Source organism: Rhodanobacter ginsenosidimutans, assembly GCF_042655685.1.
GTDB classification, from domain to species: Bacteria; Pseudomonadota; Gammaproteobacteria; order Xanthomonadales; family Rhodanobacteraceae; genus Rhodanobacter; species Rhodanobacter ginsenosidimutans.
In genome coordinates, this window is sequence record NZ_JBHSMM010000001.1 from 470,481 (window position 1) to 495,347 (window position 24,867).

At 67.7% G+C, this 24,867-nt stretch carries 25 protein-coding genes and 1 riboswitch; of the genes, 10 read left to right on the forward strand and 15 right to left on the reverse strand.

Features of this window, described 5'->3' with window-relative positions; translation table 11 throughout:
- Nucleotides 1-274: 274 nt before the first annotated feature.
- Together rho and trxA are read right to left on the reverse strand one after the other, a co-directional pair.
- Nucleotides 275-2,131: a transcription termination factor Rho gene (rho, locus tag ACFPK0_RS01945; RefSeq protein WP_377337996.1), complete on the reverse strand. Its 1,857-nt coding sequence runs from the start codon at nucleotides 2,129-2,131 to the stop codon at nucleotides 275-277.
- 165 nt (nucleotides 2,132-2,296) lie between these two features.
- On the reverse strand, nucleotides 2,297-2,623 hold the full coding sequence (trxA, locus tag ACFPK0_RS01950; RefSeq protein ID WP_007081605.1) for a thioredoxin TrxA: 327 nt from the start codon (nucleotides 2,621-2,623) through the stop codon (nucleotides 2,297-2,299).
- A 450-nt stretch (nucleotides 2,624-3,073) separates the two neighbouring features.
- Between trxA and ACFPK0_RS01955 the strand changes: the two genes are divergently transcribed.
- The 5 genes from ACFPK0_RS01955 to ung all read left to right on the forward strand — a co-directional run bounded on the left by ACFPK0_RS01955 (nucleotide 3,074) and on the right by ung (nucleotide 8,211).
- Complete coding sequence (locus ACFPK0_RS01955; protein WP_056084144.1) at nucleotides 3,074-4,804, forward strand: DEAD/DEAH box helicase; 1,731 nt, start codon at nucleotides 3,074-3,076, stop codon at nucleotides 4,802-4,804.
- 114 nt (nucleotides 4,805-4,918) lie between these two features.
- Nucleotides 4,919-5,596 (forward strand): cell division ATP-binding protein FtsE, encoded by a 678-nt coding sequence (gene ftsE / locus ACFPK0_RS01960; RefSeq protein ID WP_056082659.1) that lies wholly within the window; start codon nucleotides 4,919-4,921, stop codon nucleotides 5,594-5,596.
- Nucleotides 5,593-6,567, forward strand: coding sequence for a permease-like cell division protein FtsX (ftsX, locus tag ACFPK0_RS01965; protein ID WP_056082656.1), 975 nt, complete (start codon nucleotides 5,593-5,595; stop codon nucleotides 6,565-6,567). Before ftsE ends, ftsX begins: the two co-directional genes overlap by 4 nt.
- A gap of 86 nt (nucleotides 6,568-6,653) precedes the next feature.
- Nucleotides 6,654-7,520 carry a response regulator gene (locus tag ACFPK0_RS01970; protein ID WP_056082653.1) on the forward strand — a complete coding sequence of 289 codons (867 nt, stop codon included), beginning with the start codon at nucleotides 6,654-6,656 and terminating at the stop codon, nucleotides 7,518-7,520.
- Nucleotides 7,513-8,211: a uracil-DNA glycosylase gene (gene ung / locus ACFPK0_RS01975; protein WP_377338000.1), complete on the forward strand. Its 699-nt coding sequence runs from the start codon at nucleotides 7,513-7,515 to the stop codon at nucleotides 8,209-8,211. Before ACFPK0_RS01970 ends, ung begins: the two co-directional genes overlap by 8 nt.
- Before the next feature lie 22 nt (nucleotides 8,212-8,233).
- Here ung and ACFPK0_RS01980 read toward each other — a convergent pair whose 3' ends face one another.
- The 8 genes from ACFPK0_RS01980 to thiC form a co-directional block, all read right to left on the reverse strand.
- The gene (locus tag ACFPK0_RS01980) at nucleotides 8,234-8,908 is read right to left on the reverse strand and encodes a Fe2+-dependent dioxygenase (RefSeq protein ID WP_056082647.1); all 675 of its coding nucleotides are present in this window, start codon (nucleotides 8,906-8,908) and stop codon (nucleotides 8,234-8,236) included.
- A gap of 106 nt (nucleotides 8,909-9,014) precedes the next feature.
- Nucleotides 9,015-9,761: a bifunctional hydroxymethylpyrimidine kinase/phosphomethylpyrimidine kinase gene (thiD, locus tag ACFPK0_RS01985; RefSeq protein ID WP_377338002.1), complete on the reverse strand. Its 747-nt coding sequence runs from the start codon at nucleotides 9,759-9,761 to the stop codon at nucleotides 9,015-9,017.
- Nucleotides 9,758-10,744 (reverse strand): ThiF family adenylyltransferase, encoded by a 987-nt coding sequence (locus ACFPK0_RS01990; protein WP_377338004.1) that lies wholly within the window; start codon nucleotides 10,742-10,744, stop codon nucleotides 9,758-9,760. Before ACFPK0_RS01990 ends, thiD begins: the two co-directional genes overlap by 4 nt.
- A complete protein-coding gene (locus ACFPK0_RS01995) occupies nucleotides 10,741-11,349 on the reverse strand; it encodes a thiamine phosphate synthase (RefSeq protein ID WP_082520263.1) in 609 nt (202 codons plus the stop codon). Before ACFPK0_RS01995 ends, ACFPK0_RS01990 begins: the two co-directional genes overlap by 4 nt.
- The gene (locus ACFPK0_RS02000; protein ID WP_377338007.1) at nucleotides 11,346-12,116 is read right to left on the reverse strand and encodes a thiazole synthase; all 771 of its coding nucleotides are present in this window, start codon (nucleotides 12,114-12,116) and stop codon (nucleotides 11,346-11,348) included. Before ACFPK0_RS02000 ends, ACFPK0_RS01995 begins: the two co-directional genes overlap by 4 nt.
- A gap of 3 nt (nucleotides 12,117-12,119) precedes the next feature.
- A complete protein-coding gene (gene thiS, locus ACFPK0_RS02005) occupies nucleotides 12,120-12,317 on the reverse strand; it encodes a sulfur carrier protein ThiS (RefSeq protein WP_056082634.1) in 198 nt (65 codons plus the stop codon).
- Nucleotides 12,302-13,291, reverse strand: a complete 990-nt coding sequence (gene thiO, locus ACFPK0_RS02010) for a glycine oxidase ThiO (protein WP_377338009.1) — start codon at nucleotides 13,289-13,291, stop codon at nucleotides 12,302-12,304. The genes thiS and thiO overlap by 16 nt, the downstream gene beginning before the upstream one ends.
- 5 nt (nucleotides 13,292-13,296) lie before the next feature.
- On the reverse strand, nucleotides 13,297-15,129 hold the full coding sequence (gene thiC / locus ACFPK0_RS02015; RefSeq protein ID WP_377338011.1) for a phosphomethylpyrimidine synthase ThiC: 1,833 nt from the start codon (nucleotides 15,127-15,129) through the stop codon (nucleotides 13,297-13,299).
- A 72-nt stretch (nucleotides 15,130-15,201) separates the two neighbouring features.
- Nucleotides 15,202-15,302, reverse strand: a riboswitch (TPP riboswitch).
- A gap of 258 nt (nucleotides 15,303-15,560) precedes the next feature.
- Here thiC and rpoH point away from each other — a divergent pair.
- Nucleotides 15,561-16,421, forward strand: coding sequence for an RNA polymerase sigma factor RpoH (gene rpoH, locus ACFPK0_RS02020; RefSeq protein ID WP_056082628.1), 861 nt, complete (start codon nucleotides 15,561-15,563; stop codon nucleotides 16,419-16,421).
- An 84-nt stretch (nucleotides 16,422-16,505) separates the two neighbouring features.
- Here rpoH and ACFPK0_RS02025 read toward each other — a convergent pair whose 3' ends face one another.
- The 3 genes from ACFPK0_RS02025 to hemH form a co-directional block, all read right to left on the reverse strand.
- Nucleotides 16,506-17,810, reverse strand: a complete 1,305-nt coding sequence (locus tag ACFPK0_RS02025; protein WP_056084138.1) for an NAD(P)/FAD-dependent oxidoreductase — start codon at nucleotides 17,808-17,810, stop codon at nucleotides 16,506-16,508.
- A gap of 112 nt (nucleotides 17,811-17,922) precedes the next feature.
- Nucleotides 17,923-18,777 carry an alpha/beta fold hydrolase gene (locus tag ACFPK0_RS02030; protein ID WP_056606401.1) on the reverse strand — a complete coding sequence of 285 codons (855 nt, stop codon included), beginning with the start codon at nucleotides 18,775-18,777 and terminating at the stop codon, nucleotides 17,923-17,925.
- Nucleotides 18,774-19,841 carry a ferrochelatase gene (gene hemH / locus ACFPK0_RS02035; protein WP_056607482.1) on the reverse strand — a complete coding sequence of 356 codons (1,068 nt, stop codon included), beginning with the start codon at nucleotides 19,839-19,841 and terminating at the stop codon, nucleotides 18,774-18,776. Before hemH ends, ACFPK0_RS02030 begins: the two co-directional genes overlap by 4 nt.
- Nucleotides 19,842-19,959: 118 nt before the next feature.
- Between hemH and ACFPK0_RS02040 the strand changes: the two genes are divergently transcribed.
- The 4 genes from ACFPK0_RS02040 (at nucleotide 19,960) to tatC (ending at nucleotide 22,155) form a co-directional block, all read left to right on the forward strand.
- Nucleotides 19,960-20,649 (forward strand): lipid-binding SYLF domain-containing protein, encoded by a 690-nt coding sequence (locus ACFPK0_RS02040; RefSeq protein WP_056082623.1) that lies wholly within the window; start codon nucleotides 19,960-19,962, stop codon nucleotides 20,647-20,649.
- Nucleotides 20,650-20,710: 61 nt separating this feature from the next.
- Nucleotides 20,711-20,932, forward strand: coding sequence for a twin-arginine translocase TatA/TatE family subunit (gene tatA / locus ACFPK0_RS02045; protein ID WP_056082619.1), 222 nt, complete (start codon nucleotides 20,711-20,713; stop codon nucleotides 20,930-20,932).
- 30 nt (nucleotides 20,933-20,962) lie between these two features.
- Entirely contained in the window at nucleotides 20,963-21,397 is a 435-nt protein-coding gene (tatB, locus tag ACFPK0_RS02050) for a Sec-independent protein translocase protein TatB (RefSeq protein ID WP_056082616.1), read from the forward strand.
- Nucleotides 21,394-22,155 carry a twin-arginine translocase subunit TatC gene (gene tatC / locus ACFPK0_RS02055; protein WP_056082614.1) on the forward strand — a complete coding sequence of 254 codons (762 nt, stop codon included), beginning with the start codon at nucleotides 21,394-21,396 and terminating at the stop codon, nucleotides 22,153-22,155. The genes tatB and tatC overlap by 4 nt, the downstream gene beginning before the upstream one ends.
- 3 nt (nucleotides 22,156-22,158) lie before the next feature.
- On the opposite strand, the gene ACFPK0_RS02060 is transcribed toward tatC, so the two are convergent.
- Together ACFPK0_RS02060 and ACFPK0_RS02065 are read right to left on the reverse strand one after the other, a co-directional pair.
- A complete protein-coding gene (locus tag ACFPK0_RS02060; RefSeq protein WP_377338016.1) occupies nucleotides 22,159-23,523 on the reverse strand; it encodes a S41 family peptidase in 1,365 nt (454 codons plus the stop codon).
- A 77-nt stretch (nucleotides 23,524-23,600) separates the two neighbouring features.
- Complete coding sequence (locus ACFPK0_RS02065) at nucleotides 23,601-24,815, reverse strand: murein hydrolase activator EnvC family protein (RefSeq protein WP_377338018.1); 1,215 nt, start codon at nucleotides 24,813-24,815, stop codon at nucleotides 23,601-23,603.
- Between the last annotated feature and the right edge of the window lie 52 nt (nucleotides 24,816-24,867).

The following is a 24,867-nucleotide window of genomic DNA, read 5'->3' on the forward strand; positions in this document are numbered from 1 at the left end:
GCGGTATGCGTTCAGTGCGCCGCTACGATGGCGGGACACGCCAGTCGCTGTGCGAGCGGTTCGGGCAATCCATTCTTCCGGCCAATCGTGGCCAGTGACGTTCCCGGCCGGTGGCGGCGTTCCAGCACAGAGCTTACGGCACAAAAAAAGCCGGCGACAGGCCGGCCTTTGCGGAGAGCGCCCCTCGCCCCAGCCCTCTCCCCCAAGCGTCGCTTGGGGGAGAGGGGGCAGAAGCTCGGCTTCGAGGCTTTTGCGAATCCCTATTCCCGGCTCTTCAGCGCTTCATCGAGTTGAAGAACTCGTCGTTGGACTTGGTGTTCTTCATCTTGTCCAGCATGAACTCCATCGCCGACAGCTCGTCCATCGGGTGCAGCAGTTTGCGCAGGATCCAGATCTTGGCGAGCATGTCCGGGTCGATCAGCAAGTCTTCGCGGCGGGTGCCGGAGCGGTTGATGTCGATGGCCGGGTAGACACGCTTCTCGGAGATGCGCCGGCTCAGGTGGACTTCCATGTTGCCGGTGCCCTTGAACTCCTCGTAGATCACCTCGTCCATCTTGCTGCCGGTTTCGGTCAGCGCGGTGGCGATGATGGTCAGGCTGCCGCCTTCCTCGACGTTGCGGGCCGCGCCGAAGAAGCGCTTCGGGCGCTGCAGCGCGTTCGCGTCCACGCCACCGGTGAGCACCTTGCCGGAGCTGGGGATCACGGTGTTGTAGGCGCGCGCCAGGCGGGTGATCGAATCCAGCAGGATGATCACGTCCTTCTTGTGCTCGACCAGGCGCTTGGCCCGCTCGATCACCATCTCGGCGACCTGCACGTGGCGCACGGCCGGCTCGTCGAAGGTGGAACTGATGACTTCGGCGCGCACGGTGCGGGCGATTTCGGTGACTTCCTCGGGCCGCTCGTCGACCAGCAGGATGATCAGGTGCGCTTCGGGGTGGTTGTACTGGATGGCCTGGGCAATGTTCTGCAGCATCATCGTCTTGCCGGATTTCGGCTGGGAGACGATCAGGCCGCGCTGGCCCTTGCCGATCGGTGCGATCAAATCGAGGATGCGGCCGGTGATGTCCTCGCTGGAACCGTTGCCGCGTTCCAGCTTGAACGCCTTGCGCGGGAACAGCGGGGTGAGGTTCTCGAACAGCATCTTGTTTTTCGATGCTTCCGGCGGATCGCCGTTGATCGTCTCCACCCGCAGCATGGCGAAGTAACGCTCGCCTTCCTTCGGGTGACGCACGCGGCCGGTGATGTAGTCGCCGGTGCGCAGGTTGAAGCGGCGGATCTGGCTGGGCGAGACGTAGATGTCGTCGGGGCCGGCCAGGTAGCTTTCGTCGGCCGAGCGCATGAAGCCGAAGCCGTCCTGCAGGATTTCCAGCACGCCTTCGGCCCAGATGCCGCCGCCGGAGCGGGCGTGCGCCTTGAGCACGTTGAAGATCACGTCCTGTTTGCGCGCGCGGGCGATGCCTTCGTGGATGCCCAGCGACTCGGCGAATTCCAGCAGTTGCGGCGCGTTCTTGCGCTTCAGCTCGGTGAGGTTGATGACGCGGTCGTTGCTGCCCGGATCGGCGTTGTCGTCGTCCACCGGCAAGCCGTTCGGGTTGTTGTGGCGCGGGTTGTTGTTCTGTCCGCGCGGTGGTTGCTGCTGCGGGTTGCGCTCGTTGCGGCGGCGCCGGCCACGGCCTTCGCGACCCTCGCGACCACCGTTGCCGTTGTTCTGCCCCTGGCCCTGATTCTGGCCCTGGTTGGACGACGGGTTCTGTCCCTGGTTCGGGTTCGACGCCTGGCCCTGGTTCTGTTGGGGGTTGGCGTTGCCGGCCGGGCCCGCTTCGCGTGATTCCTGCGGCGCGCGTGGAGCGGGCGCCTCGCTGGATGAGGCGGCGGCCGGCGGCGCTACGGGCAGGTTGCCCTGCACGGGGGCGGACGGCGTCGGGGCTGGCGCGGGGGCCGGTCGGTCGGCGGTTTCGGCGGCCGGTTTTTCCGCCGCGGATGACTTGGCCGCTTTCTCGGCGTTTGCCGCCGCTATGGCTGCCGCCGTGCGGCGCGGCGCGCGCGGGCGCGGCTCGGGCTTGCCTTCGGCAACAGGTTTGGCGTCGGCGCCAACGGCGTCGTTCGGGGTGTGGTTTTCGGTATCGGACACGGGCAATCCTCGCGGGGCGCCGTTGAATTACAGGAGGGAGGATGTGCGTCGCGCGGAGGGCGCTGGGGGACAGGACTGTCCCGACGGACGCGATGAATCTAGCATCCGCCGCGTGCGGCCGTAAAGCACGCGGCGGGAATCACTGGATGGTTCAGGTGGAGCGGTTCAGATGGCCTTGTCGATCATCTGGGCCAGTTGCCCCTTGCTGACGGCGCCGATCTGGGTCGCCTCGACCTTGCCGTTCTTGAACACCATCAGGGTGGGAATGCCGCGGACGCCATAGGTGCGGGGGGTCTGCTGGTTGTGGTCGATATTGACCTTGACCACCCGCAGCTTGCCTTCGTAATCCTTGGCCAGATCCTCGAGCATCGGTGCGATGGCCTTGCACGGGCCGCACCATTCCGCCCAGAAATCAAGCAATACGGGTACATCCGATTCCAGCACCTGCTGCTGGAAGGCATCGTCGTTCACATGGGTAATCAGGTCGCTCACCGGGGATCTCCGTGACTGGGCAAAACGCGATAAGTAAACCGCGTGGTTGAAAAATGGGGCGGCCGCGCTCGAATGCAACACGTTCGGATGCAACTCGGCCACGGCAGGCGCGCCGCGCCGGCGGCGGCCGGGCCGGTAAAGACTCCGGGAGCCGTCATCAGCTACACTCGGGTGCCCATGAAGCGCGGGTCGAGCCGGAAGATGGTCTGCCTTGCGGCAGGTTCTTCATTCCAGCGCAACTCCGGGCACGATTCAAGGGCGGCCTGCGAAGGCCGCCAGCCAGGGAGCCGACAACCTCCGGTGCCGCCCGTTGCGGCGCGGCCCGTCGGGCCTGGCGCTGGGTCGCTCGCTTCACCCGCGCATCCCGTCCTGCACCGCCCTGCGCCGACATCCGGCATCAAGCGGGTGCAGCGCTTCACGCCGCCGTCTGGCCAGGTCAACCATCCGCATATGTCCCAAACCGTACTCACCGACACCTTTTTCACCAACTTCGATCTTCACCCGCTGCTGCAGCAGGGCCTGGACGACAGCGGTTTCACCCGCTGCACGCCGATCCAGGAAATGACCCTGCCGCTGGCGCTGTCCGGCAAGGACGTCGCCGGCCAGGCACAGACCGGCACCGGCAAGACCTGCGCCTTCCTGGTGGCGCTGATGAACCGCCTGCTGACCACGCCAGCGGTGGCCGAGCGCAAGGATGCCGACCCGCGGTCGCTGATCATCGCGCCTACCCGCGAGCTGGCCATCCAGATCGACAAGGACGCCCAGGCCATCGGCCGTCACACCGGCCTGAAGATCGCCCTGATCTACGGCGGCGTCGATTACGAGAAGCAGCGCCAGCAGCTGAAAGACGGCTGCGACATCATCATCGCCACGCCCGGCCGCATGCTCGATTACCACAAGCAGGGGGTTTTCAACCTCAACAGCGTCGAGGTGATGGTGATCGACGAGGCCGATCGCATGTTCGACCTCGGCTTCATCAAGGACGTCCGCTTCATCTTCCGCAAGCTGCCGCCGCGTGAGCAGCGCCAGGTGCTGCTGTTCTCCGCCACGCTGAGCCACCGCGTGCTGGAGCTGGCCTACGAGCACATGCATGAGGCCGAGAAGCTGGTGGTGGAAAGCGACAACGTCACCGCCGACAAGGTGCGCCAGCTGGTCTACTTCCCGGCCAAGGAAGAAAAGATGCCGCTGCTGCTCAACCTGATCGACAAGCACCAGCCCACCCGCAGCATCATCTTCGTCAACACCAAGGCCGCCGCCGAGCGCGTCACCGAGCGGGTGAAGCGCCACGGCTGCCGCGTGGGCGCGATCTCCGGCGACGTGCCGCAGCTGAAGCGGCAAAAGCTGCTGCAGCGTTTCCAGGACGGTCAGCTCGACATCCTGGTGGCCACCGACGTGGCCGCGCGCGGCCTGCACATCCCGGCGGTCAGCCACGTCTTCAACTACGACCTGCCGCACGAGGCCGAGGATTACGTGCATCGCATCGGCCGCACCGCGCGCCTCGGTGCCGAGGGCGACGCGATCAGTTTCGCCTGCGACCTGTATGCGATGAGCCTGCCGGATATCGAGGCGTACATCGGCCAGAGCATCCCGGTGGCGCACATGGATGCCGAGTTGCTGGTGATGCCCAAGCCGCGTGCCATCGATGCCGAATTCGCCGCCAATGCTGCTGCCGACAGCGCCGCGTTCGGCGACGTGGTGCCGCCGCGGCCGGGCGAGAAGCCGCGCCGCTCCGGCAGTCGCAGTGGTCACGGTGGTGAACGCGGGGCGGATCGCTCCGGCCCGCGCCCGCCGCGCAAGCCGCGGCCGGCTCCCGCCGCCGATGCCAGCGCCGAGGTGGCCGCCGCGCAGCCGATTCCGGTGCCGGTGCACGCCACCGAGGCAGGTGCCGACGCCAATGGTGACGCGCCGCGCAAGCCGCGCCGCCGTCGTGGTGGCCGCAACCGCCGTCGTGACGGAGTCGCCGCGGATGCCGGCGGCGCATCGGTGGCCCAGGCGGGCGCCGAGCGCGCACCGCGTGCCGATCGTCCCGCGCGCGAGTCGAACGCCGCGCCGGCCGAAGCGGTTGCCTACCATCGGCCCTCGCGGCAGGTGGCGGTGACGGCGGGCAAGACGCGCGACAACGCCCCGGCGAAAAAGCCCGGTTTGCTCAGCCGCCTGACGCGGTTGCTGACCGGCCGCTGATCGACCCCCGCGTGCGGCGGCCGGGATCGGTCGCCGCCGCTGTCGGAGGCCGCCACTTCGCATGCGCTTCCCTTATCCTTGTCGCTGGCAGGCCATGCAGGTGCGAGGAAACCGGTGATCCAATTCGAGCAAGTGAGCAAACGCTACGAAGGCGGCCACGAGGCGCTCTCGCAGTTGTCCTTCGAGGTGCCTACCGGCGAGATGGCCTTCGTCACCGGCCACTCCGGCGCCGGCAAGAGCACGCTGCTGAAATTGCTGGGCCTGATCGAGCGCCCCTCGCACGGCGTGATCACCCTGGATGGCCAGAACCTGGCCCGGGTGCGCCGGGGCGGCATTCCCAAGTTGCGCCGCCGGATCGGCATGGTGTTCCAGGATCACCGGCTGCTGATGGAGCGCACGGTATTCGCCAACGTCGAACTGCCGCTGATGATCGGTGGCGTGGCGCGGGCTGAACGCGCGCGCCGCGTGCGTGCCGCGCTGGAGAAAGTGGGCCTGCTGGCCTACGAGCGACAGTTGCCGGCCACCTTGTCCACCGGCGAGCAGCAGCGCGTGGGCATCGCCCGCGCCATCGTGGCGCGGCCCACCTTGCTGATCGCCGACGAACCCACCGGCAATCTCGATCCGCAGCTGGCGGTGGAGATCATGGGCCTGTTCGCCGAATTCCAGCAGGTGGGTGCCACCGTGCTGATCGCCAGCCACGACCTGCCCTTGATCAAGCGCATGCGCAAACGCGTGATCGTGCTCGATCACGGCCGGCTGGTGGCCGACCTTGCCGCGCAGGAGGTGCTGTGAACGCGTCGCCGGAATCCCCCTCGGGGCACAACGGGCCGTCAGCGCAGGCGCCGCGGCCACAGCGATTCGCCAGCTGGCAGGAGCACCACGGCTGGAGTGCCGCGGCCAGCCTGCGCCGGTTGGCCACGCGCCCGCTGGGCAGCCTGCTGACCATTGCCGTGATGGGCCTGGCGCTGGCCTTGCCGCTGGCGTTCTACCTGCTGCTGGGCAACGTGCAGAAGCTGGGCGACGCCATGGGCCAGAGCCAGGCGATCAGTGTTTTCATGCAAACCGGGCAGAGTGGCCAGGCCACGCAGTTGCTGGCCACGCAGCTGGGCAATCGGCCGGAGGTGGCGTCCGTCGCCGTGAAAAGCCCGCAGCAAGGGATGGAAGAGCTGGCGAAGATGCAGGGCTTCTCCGGCGCGCTGGAGTTGCTGGACGACAACCCGTTGCCTTATGTGGTGCAGCTGCAGCCGCGTACCGACGTCAGTGCCGCCGCCGTCGAGACGCTGGTGGCCGACGTGCGCGCGATGCGCGGGGTCGAGCTGGTGCAGGACAGCGACAGCTGGCGCAAACGGCTGGAGGCGCTGCTCGGCGTGGGCAACCGCGTGGTGCTGATGCTGGCGTTGATGCTGGCCGCGGCGGCGCTGCTGGTGGTGGGCAACACGGTGCGGGTGGACATCGCCAGCCGCAGCGAGGAAATCGGCGTGCTGCTGCTGGTGGGCGCCAGCGATGCGTTCGTGCGCCGTCCTTATCTGTACGCCGGCATCTGGTACGGCTTGTTCAGCGGTATTTTCGCCGCCGCGCTGGCGGTGGTGATCGAGCTGGGCCTGGCCGCGCCGGTGGCGCAGCTGAGCCAGACCTACGACGGCAAGCTGCAAGTGGCCGGCCTTCCCACCTGGCTGCTGCTGGCCGTGCCGCTGGCTGCCGCCGCACTGGGCTGGCTGGGCGCGCGGCTGGTCAGCGCGTGGCAATTGCGCAAGGCCGCCTGAACTTGTGACTTGCGCCGACACCCCGCCCGGTGTCGGTAAAGTATGGTGGCAGACAGGGTCGTGCCGCGACGTGAATCGGGATCGTCATGAATGGAGTGGACAACCAGGAAGTACCCCAGGCGATCAGCAACCGCTTGCTGACCACCGCGCCGCGGGTGCTGGTGGTTGACGGCTCGCGAGTGGTGCGGCAGTTGATCACCCGGGTACTGGAGGCGGAATTGCCGGGCGTCGAGATCGTCGGCTGCGGCAGCGGCAACGAGGCGCAGCAACTGCTGGGCGTGGGCGTGTTCGACTTCATCACCATCGCGCTGCGCCTGCCCGACATGGACGGGCTGGAGCTGGCGCAATTCGTGCGCGAGTCGGCGCCGCAATTCTATGTACCCATCGTGGTGGTTTCCGGCGACGTGGATTCGCGCCTGCACCGCCGCGAGCTGGGCGAACACGTCACCGACTACTTCGACAAGTCCCTGGGTTTCCAGGCGCTGGCCGAGTTCATCCGCGGCTACGTACGGCCCGAAAGCAGCGTCGAGGGCACCGTGCTGTACGTGGAAGACAGCCGCGTGGTGGCGCTGGCCACCCGTCGCATGCTCGAGAAATACGGCCTCACCGTGCGTCACGTGATCAGCGTGGAAGACGCGCTGGTGCTGCTGGAAACCGCCCGCGCGCAGGGGCGGATCGGTGCGGACGTGGTGCTGACCGACGTCAGCCTGAAGGGCGAGCTGACCGGCGGCGACCTGCTCGAGCGCATCCGTACCGAATACGGTTACGGCAAGGGCCGGCTGCCGGTGCTGGTGATGACCGGCGACGAGAACCCGGTCAACCAGGCGGCGCTGATCAAGGCCGGCGCCAACGACCTGGTGGAGAAACCGGTGGAGGAAAAACTGCTGGTGACCAAGCTGTTGTTCCAGCTGCGGGTGGCCCGCCATTTGCGTGAAGCGGCCGGCGATGAGTGACGCCCCGATCCGGCTGGAAGCCTCGTGGAAGGCGCGGCTGGAGGACTATCTGCGACGCCTCGAGATGCAGGCACTGGCGGCGTTCCTGCGGGCGGAGAAGGCGGCGGGCAAACGCATCTACCCGCCCGGGCCGGCGATTTTCTCGGCCTTCGACCACACACCGTTCGATGCCGTGCGCGTGGTGATATTGGGGCAGGACCCGTACCACGGCCCGGGGCAGGCGCATGGTTTGTGCTTCTCCGTGCCGGTGGGCGTGCGGGTGCCGCCTTCGCTGGACAACATCTTCAAGGAAATCCAGCGCGACCTGGATATCGCGCGCCCCGATCACGGCTGCCTCACGCCCTGGGCCGATCGCGGCGTGCTGCTGCTCAACAGCGTGCTGACGGTGGAAGAAGGCCGCGCCGGCGCGCACCAGGGCAAGGGCTGGGAAGGCTTCACCGACGCGGCCATCGCCGCGCTCAACCACGAGCGCGAAGGCCTGGTGTTCCTGCTATGGGGCGCCTATGCGCAGCGCAAGGGCAGCCTGATCGACCGCAACCGCCATTGCGTGCTGACCTCGGTGCATCCCTCGCCGTTGTCGGCCCATCGCGGTTTCCTGGGTTGCGGCCATTTCTCGGCGGCCAACCGGTATCTGGAAAGCCGTGGTCAGGCGCCGATCGACTGGTCGCTGCCGCCGCGGGCCGCGATGTGAAAATCGCGCCGGGTTTCGCGTCCTAGACGTCCGCCCACATGCGCAGCAGGTTGGCGTGGGATCGGCTGACCGTGTCGAAGGTGACGCTCTTCCCTTCGCGGCCGAAGAGTTGCCGCTTGGCGTTTTCCAGATCCCACAGCAATTCGCGCCGGGCCGGGTCGCGCACCAGGCTTTGCACCCAGATGATCGCCGCATGGCGACTGCCGCGCGTCACCGGGGTCACGTGATGCAGCGAATTGGCGGGGTAGGCGATGGCGGCACCCGCGTCCAGCTTGAACGCGTATTCCATGCCGCCGGAATCGATCATCAGCTCGCCGCCGTCGTAACTCGTCGGCTCGGAAATGAACAGCGTGATGGCCACGTCGGTGCGCACCGCATTGCCCATGCCGCCCATCACCGGCGCGTCGACATGCTGCCCGTACTGCATGCCGATGTCGTAGCGGTTGAACAGCGGCAGCGTCGATGCCGACGGCAGCAACGCCGTCTGCAGCATGCCATTGCGCATGAAAGCGTTGCGCACCATGTCGCGCAAACGCTCCTGATTCGGATTGTCGTCGCTGGCCTGCAGGTTCTTCTTCACCTCCCGCGCCGACCAGCCCGCGGTGCGCGCGCCGTCGGTGAACGACGCGTCGCGCAGTTCGCTGCGAAGGGCGCCGAGTTCGTCGGCCGTCAACACGTTGGGGACGCAAAGGATCACGGGATGCCGCCTGGACGCAGTGGAGGGAAGGGCGCGTTCGATGCGCAAATCATTGTATCGGGCACCGATTGGCGGGGAAACGCGCGGTGCAGCAGACGTCAGGCGTTCAGCCGCGCGCCCGCTGGATCAGCACCTGGCGCAGGTGGCGTCGGGAACGATCAATTGCTTCGTGCAGTGGGTGTGCTTTTGCCAGCCCGGCCGCAATGCCGGCTGCGAGCATGCAGCCGGTTCCATGAAGCCGGGTGGTGGCTATCCATGGCGCGGCAAAACGCTGCGTGTCGTGCGCGGTGACGAGGAGGTCGACCGCTTCGGGCAGGGCCGCGTGGCCGCCTTTCATCAACACCGATCGCGGTCCCAACAAGAGCAGCGCCTGCCCTTGCCGTGCCATCTCCGCCTCGTCTGTTGCTTGCGACGTATCCAGCAGCGCGGCGGCCTCGGCGAGATTGGGGGTGAGGCAATCGGCCAGCGGCAACAATCGCGTGCGCAGCAGATCCACCGCTGCGGCTTCCAGCAGTTGCGCCCCCGAGGTGGCGAGCAGCACCGGATCGAGCACCACGAACGGTGGTCGCCAGCGTTCGAGTTGTTGCGCGACAGTGGCCACGATGTCCGCGTTGGCCAGCATGCCCAGCTTCACGGCGTCGATGGCCTGCTCCTCGAATACCGCGTCCATCTGCGCCTGCACCATCACCGCGGACATGGTCTGGATGGCGCGAACGCCCGCGGTGTTCTGGGCGGTGACGGCGGTCACCACGGTGGCGCCGTCGACGCCGAAGGCCGCGAACGTTTTCAGGTCCGCCTGCAAGCCGGCGCCGCCGCAGGAATCGGAGCCGGCGATGGACAATACCTGCGTCATGCGGGTATCCCGGCGAGCGTCGCCAAGGCCAGATTGGCGTAGCCGCGCGACTGCAATCGCCGACCGACGCGCCATGCGCGCACGCCGCTGTGACAGCACAGCACCACGCGGCGGTCGGCGGGTGGATGGGCGTCGATGAAAGCGTCGATGTGTTCCAGGGTGAAACGCAGGGCCGTTGCCAGTGGCGATATCGGGGCTTCGTCCAGGCTGCGCAGGTCGATCACCAGGTCGTCGGGCGCCACATCGCTGGGGTCGATGAAGCGCAACGCGTCGCCTTCGGGTTCGCTCGCCTGGTGAAAATCGAAGCCGCCGAACGCCAGGCGGCCCGCGTCGAAACTCAGCAGTCGGCCCAACGGCGACGGCGCGATGCCCAGCAGCAGTTGCAGCACGCATTGCGCCTGCAGGCTGCCGATCATGCCGACCACGCTGCCCAGCACGCCGGCGCTGCTGCAGCTGGCCGCGCGTGCGGGCATGTCGGGAAATACGGCGCGATAGCTGGGCGCGCCGCCGCAAAAGCCACCGACATAGCCGGTCAGGCCCACGGCGGACGCGCTGATCAGTGGTGTGTGGTGTTGCAGGCAGATGTCGTTCACGGTGTAGGTGACAGCGAGGCTGTCGGCCGCGTCGACGACGACATCGGCGCCGGCCACCAGCGCTGCCGCGTTGGTCGGGGTCAGCCGTTGCGCCAGTGCTTCCACGGTGATGGTCGGGTTGAGGCGCAACAGGGCGGCGCGCACCGCCTGCGCCTTGAACGAACCGATATCAGCCATCGCATACAGCGGCTGCCGATGCAGGTTGCTCTCCTCGACGTGGTCATGATCGATGACGGTGATCCGCCCGACGCCGGCGCCCGCCAGATACTGCAGCACGGGAGAGCCCAGGCCGCCCGCACCGATCACCAGCACATGCGCTGCCGCCAGCCGCGCCTGGCCCGCTTCGCCGACGTGGGGCAGCACGGTCTGGCGCGCGTAACGGTCGCTCATGGATGTGCTGCCGTCGCGGTGAGCCACGCCGCCGCGCGGGCCAGCGGGTCGGCGTGGCCGGTCACGTCGCCGATGGTGGCGATGCTGTCGGCGCCCGCGTCGAAACAGCCGGCGGCGCGCTCCAGCGTGATGCCGCCGATCGCCACCAGCGCTCGATCGCCGATCAGCCGCTTCCACTCGGCGATGCGCGAAAGGCCCTGCGGCGCCCATGGCATCTGCTTGCGCGTGGTGGCATAGATCGGCCCCAGCGCCACGTAGTCGGGTGACACCGCCAGTGCGAGGTCCAGTTCGGCGTGGTCGTGCGTGCTGATGCCCAGCCGCATGCCGCGCCCGCGGATCGCCTTCAGATCCGCGTCGAGCAAGTCCTGCTGGCCGAGGTGGATGAACTCGGCGCCTTCGTCCAGCGCGATCTGCCAATGGTCGTTGACCACCAGTTGCACCCCCTGCCAGCGACATACCGCCAGTGCGGCGTGCACCTCGCGACGGATCACTTCCGGCGGCTGCGCCTTGAGCCGCAACTGCACCAGCTCGATGCCGAGCGGCGCCAGCCGGCCCACCCATTCGGCGCTGTCCACGATGGGGTAGAACGGGGGCAGGGTGATCACGCCAGCCACGCCTTGCCCACGATCGGCGTGGAGGGTTCGGCAAGATCGCGCGGCGCCATCGGCTTCGCCTGGAAACCCGCGCGGCCCGCTTCGATCGCGCGGGCGAACGCCGCGGCCATCGCCACCGGATCGCCCGCCAGCGCCACCGCGGTGTTCAGCAGCACGCCGTCGAAACCCAGCTCCATCGCCTCCACCGCGTGCGATGGCCGGCCGATGCCGGCGTCGATGATCAGCGGCACGTCGGGAAAGTGCGCGCGCAAGGTGCGCAGGCCGAAAGTGTTGTTCAGCCCGCGCCCGCTGCCGATCGGCGCGCCCCACGGCATCAGCACGCGACAGCCGGCCTGCAGCAGCCGGTCGGCCACGACCAGGTCTTCGGTGGTGTACGGAAATACCTCGAAGCCATCGGCGCACAACTCGGCCGCCGCCGCGACCAGGCCGAACACGTCCGGCTGCAGCGTGTCGGCGTCGCCGATCACTTCCAGCTTGATCCACGGCGTCTGGAAGATGTCGCGCGCCATCCGTGCGGTGGTCACCGCCTCCTTCGCCGAATGGCAGCCGGCCGTGTTCGGCAGCACGTGCACGCCCAGGTCGCGGATCAGCGACCAGAAACCCTGCCCGCTGCGCTGTCCGCCCGATTCGCGCCGCAGCGACACGGTGACCACCTCGGTGCCCGAGGCGCGCACCGCATCGGCAAGCATCGCCGGCGACGGATAGCGGGCGCTGCCCAGCAGCAGGCGCGATGCCAGTTCGATGCCATAAAGCTGCATGGCTCAGCCTCCCTGCATCGGCGCGAGGATTTCCAGCGCATCGCCGTCGGCCAGCGTGGTGGTTTCTCGTCGGTCGGCGGGTACGAAAATGCCGTTGAGCGCCGTGGCCACGATGGCCTGCCGGTAACCAAGTGCGTCCAGTGCCTGCGACAAGGTGGTTGCGCGCAGGTCGTGCGCGGCGCCGTTCACGAGGAGATGCATGCGCTTGCCTCCGGGATGTTGGCCAGCGCCATCTGCGCGGCCTGCTGCGCCATCGCAGGCGAGAGCAGGAAGCCGTGGCGATAGAGGCCGTTGACGTGGATGACGTTGCCGCGACGGGACACCCGCGGCAGGTTGTCGGGAAAGGCAGGGCGCACGCCCACGCCCAGTTCCAGGATCTGCGCCTCGGCAAACGCCGGGTGCAGCGCGTAGGCGGCGTTGAGCAGATCCATCGCCGAACGCACGGTGACCGGGCCGTGGCTGCTGCTTTCCAGCAAGGTGCCGCCGAGCATGAAAACGCCCTGGCCGCGGGGGATCACATACACCCCGAAGCGCGGATGCAGCAGGCGCACGGGGCGGGTGAGATGGATGTCCGGTGCGCGCAGCATGATCATTTCGCCGCGTACGCCGCGCAGATCCTCCAGCGTGTCGCGTGCAGCGATGCCACGGCAATCGATCACGCGATCGGCCACCACCCGTTCGACATCGGCGTCCACGCCGTAGCGGATCGTCACGCCCATCGCAGCCAGTTGCGCCGTCAACGCCTGCAGCGCGCGGCGCGGGTCCAGGTGCGCCTCGTCGGGAAAGAACAGGCCTCGGTGAAACCGTCCGGCCAGGTCCGGTTCCAGTGCGCCGATGAGGGCGGCGTCGGTTGCTTCGAACCGGTCGGTGCGGCGGCCGAACAACTCCAGTTCGCCGGCATCGCGGGAGGCGGCGACCACCAGCGTGCCGCGCTGCACGGTATCGGCGAAATGACGTTGCCACCACGCGATGGAAGCGGCGCCCAACGCCGCCACCTGCGGTTCGGCGGTGGCCTGTTCGCACCATGGCGCCAGCATGCCGCCGGCAAACCAGGTACAGGCCTGCGCGCCCGGCGCGGCGCCGCGTTCCACGATCTCCACCCGGGCGCCGCGGCTGGCCAGTTCGATGGCCGTGACCAGTCCGGCCACGCCCGCGCCGATGACGGTGACGCGCATGGCGCTCATTCCCCGGCTGGCACGTAGATCGTGGCGCCCTGCTTGGCGAACTCGCGTGACTTCGCATCCATGCCCGCGCGGACCGTGGAGGCTTCCATCTCGCGCACCTCGCGGCGCAGGTCCTGGGTGATCTTCATCGAGCAGAATTTCGGCCCGCACATCGAGCAGAAATGCGCCACCTTGTGCGCCTCCTTCGGCAGCGTGGCGTCGTGGTAGGCGCGCGCCGTGTCGGGATCGAGTGAGAGATTGAACTGATCCTCCCAACGGAATTCGAAGCGCGCGCGCGACAGTGCGTTGTCGCGGTGCTGGGCGGCGGGATGGCCCTTGGCGAGATCGGCGGCGTGGGCGGCGATCTTGTAGGTGATGACGCCGGTCTTGACGTCGTCGCGGTCGGGCAGGCCGAGGTGTTCCTTCGGCGTGACGTAACAGAGCATGGCGGTGCCGAACCAGCCGATCATCGCCGCGCCGATGCCCGAGGTGATGTGGTCGTAGCCCGGCGCGATGTCGGTGGTCAACGGGCCCAGCGTGTAGAACGGCGCCTCGGCGCAGTGCTCCAGCTGCTTGTCCATGTTGAGCTTGATCTTGTGCATCGGCACGTGGCCGGGCCCTTCGATCATCACCTGGCAGCCGTGCGCCCAGGCGATCTGGGTCAGCTCGCCCAGCGTTTCCAGTTCGCCGAACTGGGCCGCGTCGTTGGCGTCGGCGATCGAGCCGGGGCGCAGGCCGTCGCCCAGCGAAAAGGCCACGTCGTAGCGGCGCATGATGTCGCAGATTTCGGCGAAGTTTTCGTACAGGAAACTCTCGCGGTGATGGCTGAGGCACCAGCGCGCCATGATCGAACCGCCACGCGACACGATGCCAGTGACCCGCTGCGCGGTCAGCGGCACGTGGTGCAGGCGCACGCCGGCATGGATGGTGAAATAGTCCACGCCCTGCTCGGCCTGCTCGATCAGGGTGTCGCGAAAGACTTCCCACGTCAGCCGCGCGGGATCGCCACCGACTTTTTCCAGCGCCTGGTAGATCGGCACGGTGCCGATCGGCACCGGCGCGTTGCGGATGATCCACGAGCGGATGTTGTGGATGTTGCGGCCGGTGGAGAGATCCATGATGGTGTCCGCGCCCCAGCGGATCGCCCACACCAGCTTCTCGACCTCCTCGGCCACGCCGGAGGACACCGCCGAGTTGCCGATGTTGGCGTTGACCTTCACCAGGAAGTTGCGCCCGATCACCATCGGCTCCAGCTCGCCGTGGTTGATGTTGGCCGGGATGATGGCGCGCCCCAGCGCGATCTCGCTGCGTACGAATTCGGGCGTGACGAAGGCGGGCAGGGCCGCGCCGAACGCTTCGCCGTCGGCCAGCCGGGCGTGCGCGTCTTCATGCATCTGCGTGCGGCCCAGGTTCTCGCGCTGGGCGGCGTAGATCATTTCCTCGGTGATGATGCCAGCGCGGGCAAATTCCAGCTGGGTTACCGGTTGCCCGGCTTCGCCCCGGCGCAATGTGTGGTGCGCGGGGCAAGGCGCCACCAGCCGGTCCGGGCCGACGCCGCCGTTGTCCTCCGGACGAGTTGTTCGCCCTTCGGTGACCGGAAATCCGCGTGCCGCGATCCACGCATCGCGCACCGGTGGCAGGCCTGCGGCCAGGTCGATCTGCGCCGTGTCGTCGGTATACGGGCCGGACGGATCGTAGACGTGCAGCGCGGGCGATAGCGGATCGTTCAGCGCGATCTCGCGCACCGGCACCCGCAACGAAGGATGCGCGGGCGGCGACACGTAGACCTTGCGCGAGCCGCCGATCGGCCCGGTGGTGACGCTGAGAGGTGCGGCAGCGGGATGGTTCATGGATCTCCTCCTTCGATGGAGATCCGGGACGCGACGCTGCAACGGCGCACGGACGCGCCGCAGCCGGCCGCCCATGGTGATGATTCCCGTTCCTACGCCGGTATTACCCGGATCAGGTTCAAGGGTCAGCTCGCGCTATCTCAGCCCCTTGCGGGGCACCCCTCGGAATGGACGGCAGGATGGTGGCCACGGTTGCGTGCTGTCAAGCGCGCCTCGTGCCCGTTGGTCGGCGTCGGTGCAGGAAACGGACACCTGGACATGACGCGTTCTGAACGTAACTCTGGCCAGACTGGCGACGAATAGAAGGGTGATGGACAGCGCTCACCAATATGTGTACCATTTAGTTCATTAAAGGCCCGGAACCAATGTCCGGACTTAGCACTCCAACCCACCGAGTGCTAAACTTTGTTGCCATTCTGGAGGTTCCAACCATGTCTCAAGCCTTGGTAACCGCCAACTTCCCGCTGCCGAGCGTGGTCGGAAGTCTGGATGCCTATATTTCCGCCGTGCATCGCATCCCGGTACTGAGCTCCGAAGAGGAGCAGTCGCTCTCGCGCGACTACCTCGAGGACGCCAATCTCGATGCAGCCAAGAAACTGGTGATGTCGCACCTGCGCTTCGTGGTGCACGTGGCCCGCGGCTACAGCGGCTACGGCCTGCAGCTGGCCGACCTGATCCAGGAAGGCAACATCGGCCTGATGAAGGCGGTCAAGCGCTTCGACCCCGACCAGGGCGTGCGCCTGGTCAGCTTCGCGGTGCACTGGATCCGTGCCGAAATGCACGAGTTCATCCTCAAGAACTGGCGCATCGTGAAGGTCGCCACCACCAAGGCGCAGCGCAAGCTGTTCTTCAACCTGCGCAAGAGCAAGAAGCGGCTGGGCTGGATGAATGCCGCCGAAGTGCGCACGGTGGCGAACGATCTGGGCGTGCCCGAGGCGACGGTGCGCGAGATGGAATCGCGCCTGTCCGGCCGTGACATCGGTTTCGAGCCGGTGAGCGACGATGAGGACGCCAAGCCTGCCCCGGCCGCGTTCCTGGTCGACGACGGCGCCGATCCGTACGAAAACGTGTCCGATGCCGATGCCAGCGACAACCGTCTGCAGGCCTTGTCCGACGCGCTGGTGCAACTGGATGCCCGCTCGCGCGACATCATCCAGCGTCGCTGGCTGGACGACGACAACAAGGCCACGCTGCAGGATCTGGCCGACGAGTACGGCGTGTCCGCCGAGCGCATCCGCCAGGTCGAGGCGAACGCGATGAAGAAGATGCGCGGGCTGTTCGCCGAAGCCTGAGCGGCTCGAAACGCACTGACAGACGGCCCCGCAAGGGGCCGTTTGCGTTGGCGGGCAACGCGGAGGGATCGGTGGCCGAAACGATCAGCGATTTTCCGCTTCGTCCGTTTCGTCCTGCCCGCTGACGATGCGGGCGTGGCGTTCGTGGGTCCAGTACGCCCACGCCCAGTCCAGCATCACCACCAGCCGGTTGCGGAAGCCGATCAGAAAATAGATGTGCGCCAGCAGCCACACCGCCCACGCGGGAAAGCCCGACAGTTTCAGACGGCCAAACTGGGCCACCGCCGCCATGCGACCTATGGTGGCCAGCGAACCGGCGTCGCGATAGCGGAACGGCGTGGGGCTGTCCTTCCCGTCGAGTCGCGCGCGGATAGCCGCGCCCACGTATTCACCCATCTGCTTGGCCGCCGGCGCCACGCCCGGCACTGGTTTGCCGTTTGGTTGCTGCACGTCCGCCAGGTCACCGATGACGAATACCTCCGGATGCATCGGCAGGCTGAGGTCGGGGCGAACCTGTACCCGGCCGGCGCGATCCAGCGGCGCTCCCAGCATGCGACCCAGTGGTGAGGCCGCCACGCCAGCAGCCCACAACACGGTGCGCGCCGGCAGTCGTTGATCGCCCAGGTTCACGCCTTGCGCATCGATGTGAGTCACCGCCGTGCCGGTATGCACGGCCACGCCCAGGCGTTCCAGCTGGCGGCGGGCGCGTTCCGACAACAGCGGATCGAACGCGGGCAGCAGACGCGGCCCGGCCTCGATCAACCGCACGCTGGCGCGGCGCGGATCGCTGCGACGGAAATCGCGCGGCAGGGTGCGTCGCGCCAGTTCGGCCAGCGTGCCCGCCAGTTCGACGCCGGTGGAGCCGCCGCCCACGACCAAGAAATTCAGCCAGGCCTGACGCCGCGCCGGATCGTTTTCGCGCTCGGCGTGCTCGAAGGCCAGCAGCACGCGGCGGCGGATCAGGAAGGCATCGTCGAGTGTCTTCAGCGCCGGTGCGAAGGGCGCCCATTCGTCGTGGCCGAAATAGGCATGCGTCGATCCGGTCGCCACCACCAGCATGTCGTAATGCAGGGTGCCGTGCGCCAGCCGTACCTCGCGTGCCGACGTGTCCACGCCGATGACGTCGTCGAGCAGCACGGTGAGGTCCCGCTGGCGGCGCAGGATCTGTCGCAAGGGCGCAGCAATGGCCGGCGCCGCCAGGCTGGCGGTGGCCACCTGGTACAGCAGCGGTTGGAACAGGTGATGGTTGCGCCGGTCCACCAGCGTCATCCGCACCCTCGCGCCGGCCAGCCGCCGCGCCACGGCGAGCCCGCCAAAACCGCCGCCCAGGATCAGCACATGCGGCCAGTTCGCGTGGGTGTCCGGATCATCGGTCGGACGGTTTGGCATGGGGGCTCCTTCGGCGATGGCGGGTGCCAGTCGCTGCATCCTTGCAGCCCGGGTGTCGATGCGCGGTCGAATGCCGCGACACCTTCAGGTGCGCTGGCGATCGTGATCGATGCTAACGCGCGGGTTCGTCCGCGGCCTTGATCCAGGTCGCCACGGCGGCGGGATGTTCCAGATGGAGATGGTGGCCACCATCCATATGGCTGACGGCGATGTCCTCGACACAGTCGATGCGCGCCTGCATCAAGGCGGCCGGCAAGTAGGATGTCGACGGTCGCGCCAGCAGCAGCGCGGTGGGCGACGCAATGCCTTGCAGCAAGGCACGCACTTGCGATTCGGCCAACCGCGTGGCGCTGGGCTGGGTCAGGCGCGGATCGCTGCGCCAACGCCAGCCGCCGTCGACGTCGACGAGGCCGCGCGTGACGATCGGTCGCGCCAGGTCGCCGCGCAAACCGCTGGCGATGCTGCGAGCGTCGACCGCCTGTTCGACACTGCGGAACAGCCGCAGCGGCTTGCGTGTGGCCTGCGGCGCCAGCGCCTCGCGAAAGCGTTGCAGCGTACGCGTGCCATCGTCGCCAAGGGGTCCCAGCCCTTCGATCAACCACAACCGTTCGATCCGCGACGGCGCGGCTGTCGCCACCAGCGAGGCAATGCCGGCGCCCAGCGAATGCCCCAGCAGACTGTAGCGATCCAGTGCCAGCGCATCGGCGGCGGCCAGCACGGTGCGTACGTAATCCGCATAGTGATACTGCGCGCCCGCCGCCACATGGTCGGCGTGCCCGTGGCCGGGCAGATCCAGCGCGATCAGCTGGAACCGCGTGGCCAGCAGGGGCGCCAGCCGTGCATAACTGCCCGCGTTGTCGAGCCAGCCATGCAGGGCAAGCAGCGGCGGCAGCGTGTCGTCGCCCCAGACCTGCGCGGCCAGGGTCAGGTGCGGCAGCGTGATGCGCCGTTCGCGTGGTTCGATCACGCCGCGCCGTCGTCGGTGCGGGATGCCGGCCAGCCGCGGAGATGGCGCTGCAACAACGCGGCCAGGCTGTCGATCTGCTCGGGGCTGTCGTTCAGGGCGGGGATGTAGCGCAGCGATTGGCCGCCGGCGGCGAGGAAGAAATCGCGGTTCTGCATCGCGATTTCCTCCAGTGTCTCCAGGCAATCCACCGCGAAACCGGGGCAGGCCACGTCGAGGCGCTTCACGCCGTCGGCTGCCAGTTGGCGCACGGTGGCGTCGGTGTAGGGATGCAGCCAGCGCTCTCGGCCCACGCGCGACTGGAAGCTCACCAGCAGTTCGCCTTCGCCCAGTTGCAGCCGCTGGCGCAGTAGCCGTGCCGTCGTCTGGCACTGGTCGGCGTAAGGATCGCCCAGCCGTACGTAGCGCTCCGGGATGCCGTGGAAGGACAGCAGCAGCTTGTCGCCGCGACCGTTCTCGGCCCACCAGCGCTCGATGCGTTGCGCCAGCGCCTCAATGTGAGCGTCGTCGTCGTGGTAATCGTTGATCAGGCGCAGCTCGGGCGGCCAGCGCATCGCCTTCATCGCGTCGGCCACGGCATCGATCACCGAGCCGGTGGACGTGGCCGAATATTGCGGATAGAGCGGCAATACCAGCAGCCGGCGTACACCTTCGCGATGCAACTGGGCGATGGTATCGGCCACGGCGGGCTCGCCGTAGCGCATCGCCAGTGCCACGCGCAGCGTGCCGGGCTGCTCACGCTCCAGCTTGGCCTGCAGTGCCGCCGCCAGCGCCTCGCTTTCGAAGCGCAGCGGCGAGCCGCGCTCGGTCCAGATCCGCGCGTAGGCATGCGCCGAACGCGCCGGCCGGATGCGCAGGATGACCCCGTGCAGAATCAGCCACCACAGCCAGCGCGGGTAATCGATCACCCGCGTGTCGCCGAGAAACTGCGCCAGATAGGGCCGCACCGCCTGTGCGGTGGGTGCGGTCGGCGTGCCCAGGTTGACCAGCAAAACGGCTGTCTGAACGGACTGAACGTCGGCTGTGTGGGAATGGCCGGTGGGGCCGGTATAGTAATTGGGTGGCATCGTGACGAGGGCGATGGCGTCGAAGACGATCAATCGCGCAGTCTGCCACAAGCGCCCATCCGGGCCGTGAGCACGCCTATCGTCGCCCCGCATCCCAACCCCACGTGGAGCTGAGCCAATGTTCAAGATCCCGCTGCATCGTCTGCTTGTGATCGGCGCTGCCCTGCTGCTGCCCGCCATGGCCGTGCACGCCGAAGATCCGCCGTTGGTCCGTGCCAACAATGCCGTGCGCGTCCTGGGCGAAATCATGCAGGCGCCGGACAAGGCGATCCCCAGCGATCTGCTGCGCGAAGCCAAGGCGATCGCGGTGATTCCGGACATGATCAAGGCCGGTTTCATCTTCGGCGGCCGCCGCGGCGAAGGGCTGATCTCGGTGAAGACCCGCGACGGCACCTGGTCCAACCCCAGCTTCATCACCATGACCGGCGGCAGCGTGGGCTTCCAGGCGGGCGTGTCGTCGACCGACGTGATCCTGGTGTTTCGCACCCAGCGCGGCGTCGATTCCATCGTCAACGGCAAGTTCACCCTGGGCGCCGATGCGTCGGCCGCCGCCGGCCCCGTCGGCCGCACCGCCAGCGCCGCCACCGATGGCCAGCTGAAGGCGGAAATCTATTCCTACTCGCGCACCCGCGGGCTGTTTGCCGGCGTGGCGCTGGATGGCTCGGCGCTGCGCATCGATTATGATGCGAATGCTGCCATCTATGGCCCCGGCATCACGCCGCGGCGCATTTTCGAAGGTGGCGTGAGCAATATCCCCGCGCCGGTGGTCGATTTTCGCGACCGGCTGGAAGAGTACACTCAGCGATGAGCCGTCGGCGCTGCGGCGCGCTCCGGCACATCGCTGTCCGTCGCCGTTTTGAGGTCAAACCATGAGCATCACCCATCTCATCATCCTGCTGATCGTCGTTGTGCTGATCTTCGGCACCAAGAAGCTGCGCAACATCGGCTCGGACCTGGGCGGCGCCATGCGCGACTTCAAGAAGGGCCTGGAGGGTGACGACAAGCCCAAGGACGAGCAGCGCCTGCAGGCCGACCCGCCGGTCGCGAAACCTGCCGAGCAGAAGCAACCTGATTCCACCGAATCGAAGTAACCGCGCGCGGGCGCGGCGGGATACATCGCGATGATCGAGATCAGCTTCGGCAAGCTGGTGCTGCTGGCGCTGGTTGCATTGATCGTGCTCGGCCCGGAGAAGCTGCCCGGCGTGGCGCGCACCGCCGGTGCCTTGCTGCGGCGGGTACGCAGCGGCTGGGACAACGTGCGCGCCGAAGTGGAGCGGGAGTTCGAGATCGAGGAGATCAAGCGCACCGCGCGCGAGGCCGCGGCGCGCGCCGAAGCGCTGCAGAGCCAGTTGAATGACGGCGTGCAAAAGGTTCGCGAGCCGCTGGCCGGCGCGCTGGACGAAGCGGCCGCAATGGTGCGCCCCAAGGCCCCGGCGACCGGGGATGGCGCAGAAACGGGCACGGAAGCAGGCGATGATCCGTCCAGCCAGGTGCAGGCGGAACTGCCGCTGAGCGCGCCGGCGCCGGCCGAACCGAACAGGGATCACTCCGCATGACCACGCCTGACGATCCCGTCGACGACCTGCAGCAAGGCCTGTTTTCGCACCTGATCGAACTGCGCTCGCGCCTGCTCAAGGCGGTGGCGGCGGTGGTGGTGATCCTGCTGGTGCTGATCCCCTTCGCCAATCGCCTCTACACCGAGCTGGCCGCGCCGCTGGTGGCCCGGTTGCCGGAGGGGGCGCACCTGATCGCCACCGAAGTCGCCAGCCCGTTCGTGACGCCGCTGAAGCTGGCTTTTTACGCGGCGCTGTTCATCGGCATGCCGATGATCCTCTACCAGTTGTGGGCGTTCGTCAGCCCGGGCCTGTACAAGCACGAGAAGCGCCTGGCGCGGCCGCTGCTGGTGGCCGCGATGGGGCTGTTCTATCTGGGCTGCGCCTTTGCCTATTTCCTGGTGCTGCCGGCCGCGTTCCGCTTTCTCACGGCGGTGACGCCGCAGGGCGTGGAGATGATGACCGACATCTCCCATTACCTCGATTTCGTGATGCTGATGTTCTTCGCGTTCGGGCTGTGCTTCGAGGTGCCGGTGGGGGTGGTGATCCTGGCCGCCGTCGGCGTGGTCGACGTGAAGCAGTTGCGCAGCGGCCGTCGCTATGCGGTGGTCGGCGCGTTTGCCATCTCCGCGTTCATCACGCCGCCGGACATCACCTCGATGATCATGCTGGCGATCCCGATGTGCCTGCTGTACGAGCTGGGCGTGCTGGCGGTGGGTTGGTTGGTGAAGCCGCGCGAGGCGGCGTCGCCCGACGCGTGAATTTCACCGCGCCGGCTTGACCGCCGTACGGTTGAGCGACATGCCCTTGAGCACGTTCAGCGCCTGCGACAGCGCGAAATCCTGCGTGGCCAGCTTGGCCTCCTCGTCGGCGCTGTCGCCATGGGAGGTCACCGCTTTTTCGTTGGCCAGGTGATGAGGCAGGTCGGATTCGAAGTTCACCGGGCCGGTGGCGCGATCGGCTTTGCGCACCGCCAGGTCGGCCAGCACGATGTCGGGCGTGATGCCCTTGGCCTGGATCGAGGTGCCGTTGGGCGTGTAGTAGCGCGCGGTGGTGATCTTCACCGCGTGGTCGGCGTCCAGCGGCAGCACGGTTTGCACCACGCCCTTGCCGAAGGTGCGCTGGCCGATGATCAGCGCGCGGTGGTTGTCCTTCAATGCGCCGGAAACGATCTCGGCGGCCGAGGCGGTGCCGTTGTTGACCAGCACCACCAGTGGCGCGCCGTCGAGCAGGTCGCCCGGGTGCGCGGCGAAGCGCAGGTTGGCGTCGGGCAGGCGGCCGCGGGTGGTGACGATCACGCCCGAATCGAGCAGGTCGTCGCTGACCGAGACAGCGGCGGTCAGCAGGCCGCCGGGGTTGTTGCGCAGGTCCAGCACCGCGCCCTTCAGCGGGCCGGTTTTCTGCAGCAGTTCGGGTAGCTTCTTTTCCAGGTCGGCGGCGGTGTCACTCTGGAACTGGGTCAGCCGGATATAGGCATAGCCCGGCTCCAGCTGGCGCGTCTTGACGCTGGCGATGGAGATGTTCTCGCGCACCAGATCCAGGTCGATCGGCTTGTCGCTGTTGGCGTGCACGATGGTCAGGCTGATCTTGCTGCCGGGGTCGCCACGCAGCTGCTTGAACATCTCATCGACATTCTGCGGGGCGATGGTGGTGCCGTTGATCTTCACGATGTCGTCGCCCGGCTGGATGCCGGCGCGCGCGGCGGGCGTGTCGTCGATCGGGGTGACGATGTGCAGGCCGCCGTCGGTCTGCAACACCTCGATGCCGAGCCCGCTGTACTGGCCGGTGGTGTCCTCGCTGAGCTGTTGCAGGCCTTCCTTGTCGAGGTAGGCGCTGTGCGGATCGAGCTGGCTGAGCATGCCGCTGATCGCCGCATTCATCAGCGTCTTGTTGTCGACCTTCTCCACGTAGGCCTGGCGCACCACCTCGTACACGCGGCTGAAGCGCCGCACGTCGTCCAGGTCGATCGCATCCTCATTCGGCCCGGAGGCGGAGCTGGCGGTGGCCGGCAGGTCGATCGGGGCGGCGGCGCTGCGGGCGGCCGCCGGTGCAGCTGTCTGCGCCAGCAGCGGTGCGGCGAGCAGCAGGCCGGCCAGGCCGGCGAGGGATCCGCGAAGGAAAACACGCATGACGCAAGACTCCAGGAAAACGGGGTGCGTCGCCGGGGACGCGGTTCGGGCCAGCCTGCGGCGCCACGCCTTCGGCGTCAACGGTGCTTGCTCAGCCAACTGCGCGGATCGACCGGTTGGCTGTTGTGCCGCAGCTCGAAATACACGCCGGTGTTGACGCCGGTGGGTGCGCTGGCGGTGCCGATGGCCTGGCCCGCTTCGATCGCGTCGCCCACGCCGTGCAGCAGGGTTTCGTTGTTGCCGTACATGCTCATCCAGCCGTCGCCGTGGTTGAGGATCAACAGCATGCCGTAACCGCGCAGGAAGCCCGCGTAGATCACCCGGCCACGCGCCACGGCGTGAATCTCGCTGCCGCCGCTGGCGCGAATCAATACGCCGTTGCCGTAGCTGTGCACGTCGCCGGCCGCCGGCCACGGCAGGTTGCCGCGGATATTGGCGCCGGCATTGCCCACTTCCACCGGCGGCGCCTTGTGGCCGGCCCGTTTCTGTTTCGCCGCCTCGCGCGCCGCCGCCTGGCGGGCCTTGCGGGCCGCTTCGTCGATGGCTTTCTGCAGCTTGTCGACCAATGCGTTCAAGGCCTGTGCGTTCTCTTTCAGCGCAGCCAGCCGCTGTGCCTGGTCCTGGTAGGTGGCATCGGCCTCGCGGGCGAGTTTTTGCTGCGCGGCGCGCTGCTTTTTCAGTGCTTGCGCCTGTTCCTCGCGCTTTTCGCGTACCGCCTGCAAGGCCTGCTGCTCGGCGGTGATGGTGGTTTCGACCTGCTGCAGGCGGGCCAGGTCGGTCATCAGCAGGCGCACGCGCTCGACCCGGTCACGCTGGAAATAGGTGGAGTAGACCAGCGCCCGCGAGATCCGGCCCACATCCTCGTCGCCCAGCAGCAGGCGCAGGTCGGAGCCCCGGCCCAGGGTGTAGGTGGCGCGCAGCAGCGCGGCGATGGCGGCGCGTTGCCCCGACAGTTTTTCCTGCAGTGCGCTGCGTTGTTGCTGCAGCTCGTCGAGCTGTTGCTGCTTGGCCGCCTGCTCGGCCTCGGTCTGGCGCAGGGCGCGGGCGGCGACGGCCAGCGCCGTGGCCTGCTTGGCGAGTTCCGCATTGAGCTGCTCGCGCCGCGCGGCGGTTTCCGATTGCTGCTTGGCCAGGGCCTGCATCTTGTTGTGCACGTCGGCCAGCTTCTTGCGGGCGGCGGCCTGCTCCGTGCTGCTCTGCGGGCTGGCGACGAGCGTGGGCGCTGCGCCGAACAGCACCGCGGCGATTACCAGGCAGGCGGGCAGGCGAAGGAAACGGGCGGGACTGGGCATCGGATGATTATCACCGAGCCGGCCGGTGGGAGCGAGCGGCCATGGCGTGCCG

Coding starts and splice junctions, on each gene's coding strand:
- ACFPK0_RS01955 (WP_056084144.1), top strand. CDS start 3,074: ATGTCCCAAACCGTACTCACCGACACCTTTTTCACCAACTTCGATCTT.
- ACFPK0_RS01970 (WP_056082653.1), top strand. CDS start 6,654: ATGAATGGAGTGGACAACCAGGAAGTACCCCAGGCGATCAGCAACCGC.
- ung (WP_377338000.1), top strand. CDS start 7,513: ATGAGTGACGCCCCGATCCGGCTGGAAGCCTCGTGGAAGGCGCGGCTG.
- thiD (WP_377338002.1), bottom strand. CDS start 9,761: ATGACGCAGGTATTGTCCATCGCCGGCTCCGATTCCTGCGGCGGCGCC.
- ACFPK0_RS01990 (WP_377338004.1), bottom strand. CDS start 10,744: ATGAGCGACCGTTACGCGCGCCAGACCGTGCTGCCCCACGTCGGCGAA.
- ACFPK0_RS02000 (WP_377338007.1), bottom strand. CDS start 12,116: ATGCAGCTTTATGGCATCGAACTGGCATCGCGCCTGCTGCTGGGCAGC.
- thiS (WP_056082634.1), bottom strand. CDS start 12,317: ATGCATCTCCTCGTGAACGGCGCCGCGCACGACCTGCGCGCAACCACC.
- thiO (WP_377338009.1), bottom strand. CDS start 13,291: ATGCGCGTCACCGTCATCGGCGCGGGCGTGGCCGGACTGGTCACGGCC.
- thiC (WP_377338011.1), bottom strand. CDS start 15,129: ATGAACCATCCCGCTGCCGCACCTCTCAGCGTCACCACCGGGCCGATC.
- rpoH (WP_056082628.1), top strand. CDS start 15,561: ATGTCTCAAGCCTTGGTAACCGCCAACTTCCCGCTGCCGAGCGTGGTC.
- ACFPK0_RS02025 (WP_056084138.1), bottom strand. CDS start 17,810: ATGCCAAACCGTCCGACCGATGATCCGGACACCCACGCGAACTGGCCG.
- hemH (WP_056607482.1), bottom strand. CDS start 19,841: ATGCCACCCAATTACTATACCGGCCCCACCGGCCATTCCCACACAGCC.
- ACFPK0_RS02040 (WP_056082623.1), top strand. CDS start 19,960: ATGTTCAAGATCCCGCTGCATCGTCTGCTTGTGATCGGCGCTGCCCTG.
- tatA (WP_056082619.1), top strand. CDS start 20,711: ATGAGCATCACCCATCTCATCATCCTGCTGATCGTCGTTGTGCTGATC.
- tatB (WP_056082616.1), top strand. CDS start 20,963: ATGATCGAGATCAGCTTCGGCAAGCTGGTGCTGCTGGCGCTGGTTGCA.
- tatC (WP_056082614.1), top strand. CDS start 21,394: ATGACCACGCCTGACGATCCCGTCGACGACCTGCAGCAAGGCCTGTTT.
- ACFPK0_RS02060 (WP_377338016.1), bottom strand. CDS start 23,523: ATGCGTGTTTTCCTTCGCGGATCCCTCGCCGGCCTGGCCGGCCTGCTG.
- ACFPK0_RS02065 (WP_377338018.1), bottom strand. CDS start 24,815: ATGCCCAGTCCCGCCCGTTTCCTTCGCCTGCCCGCCTGCCTGGTAATC.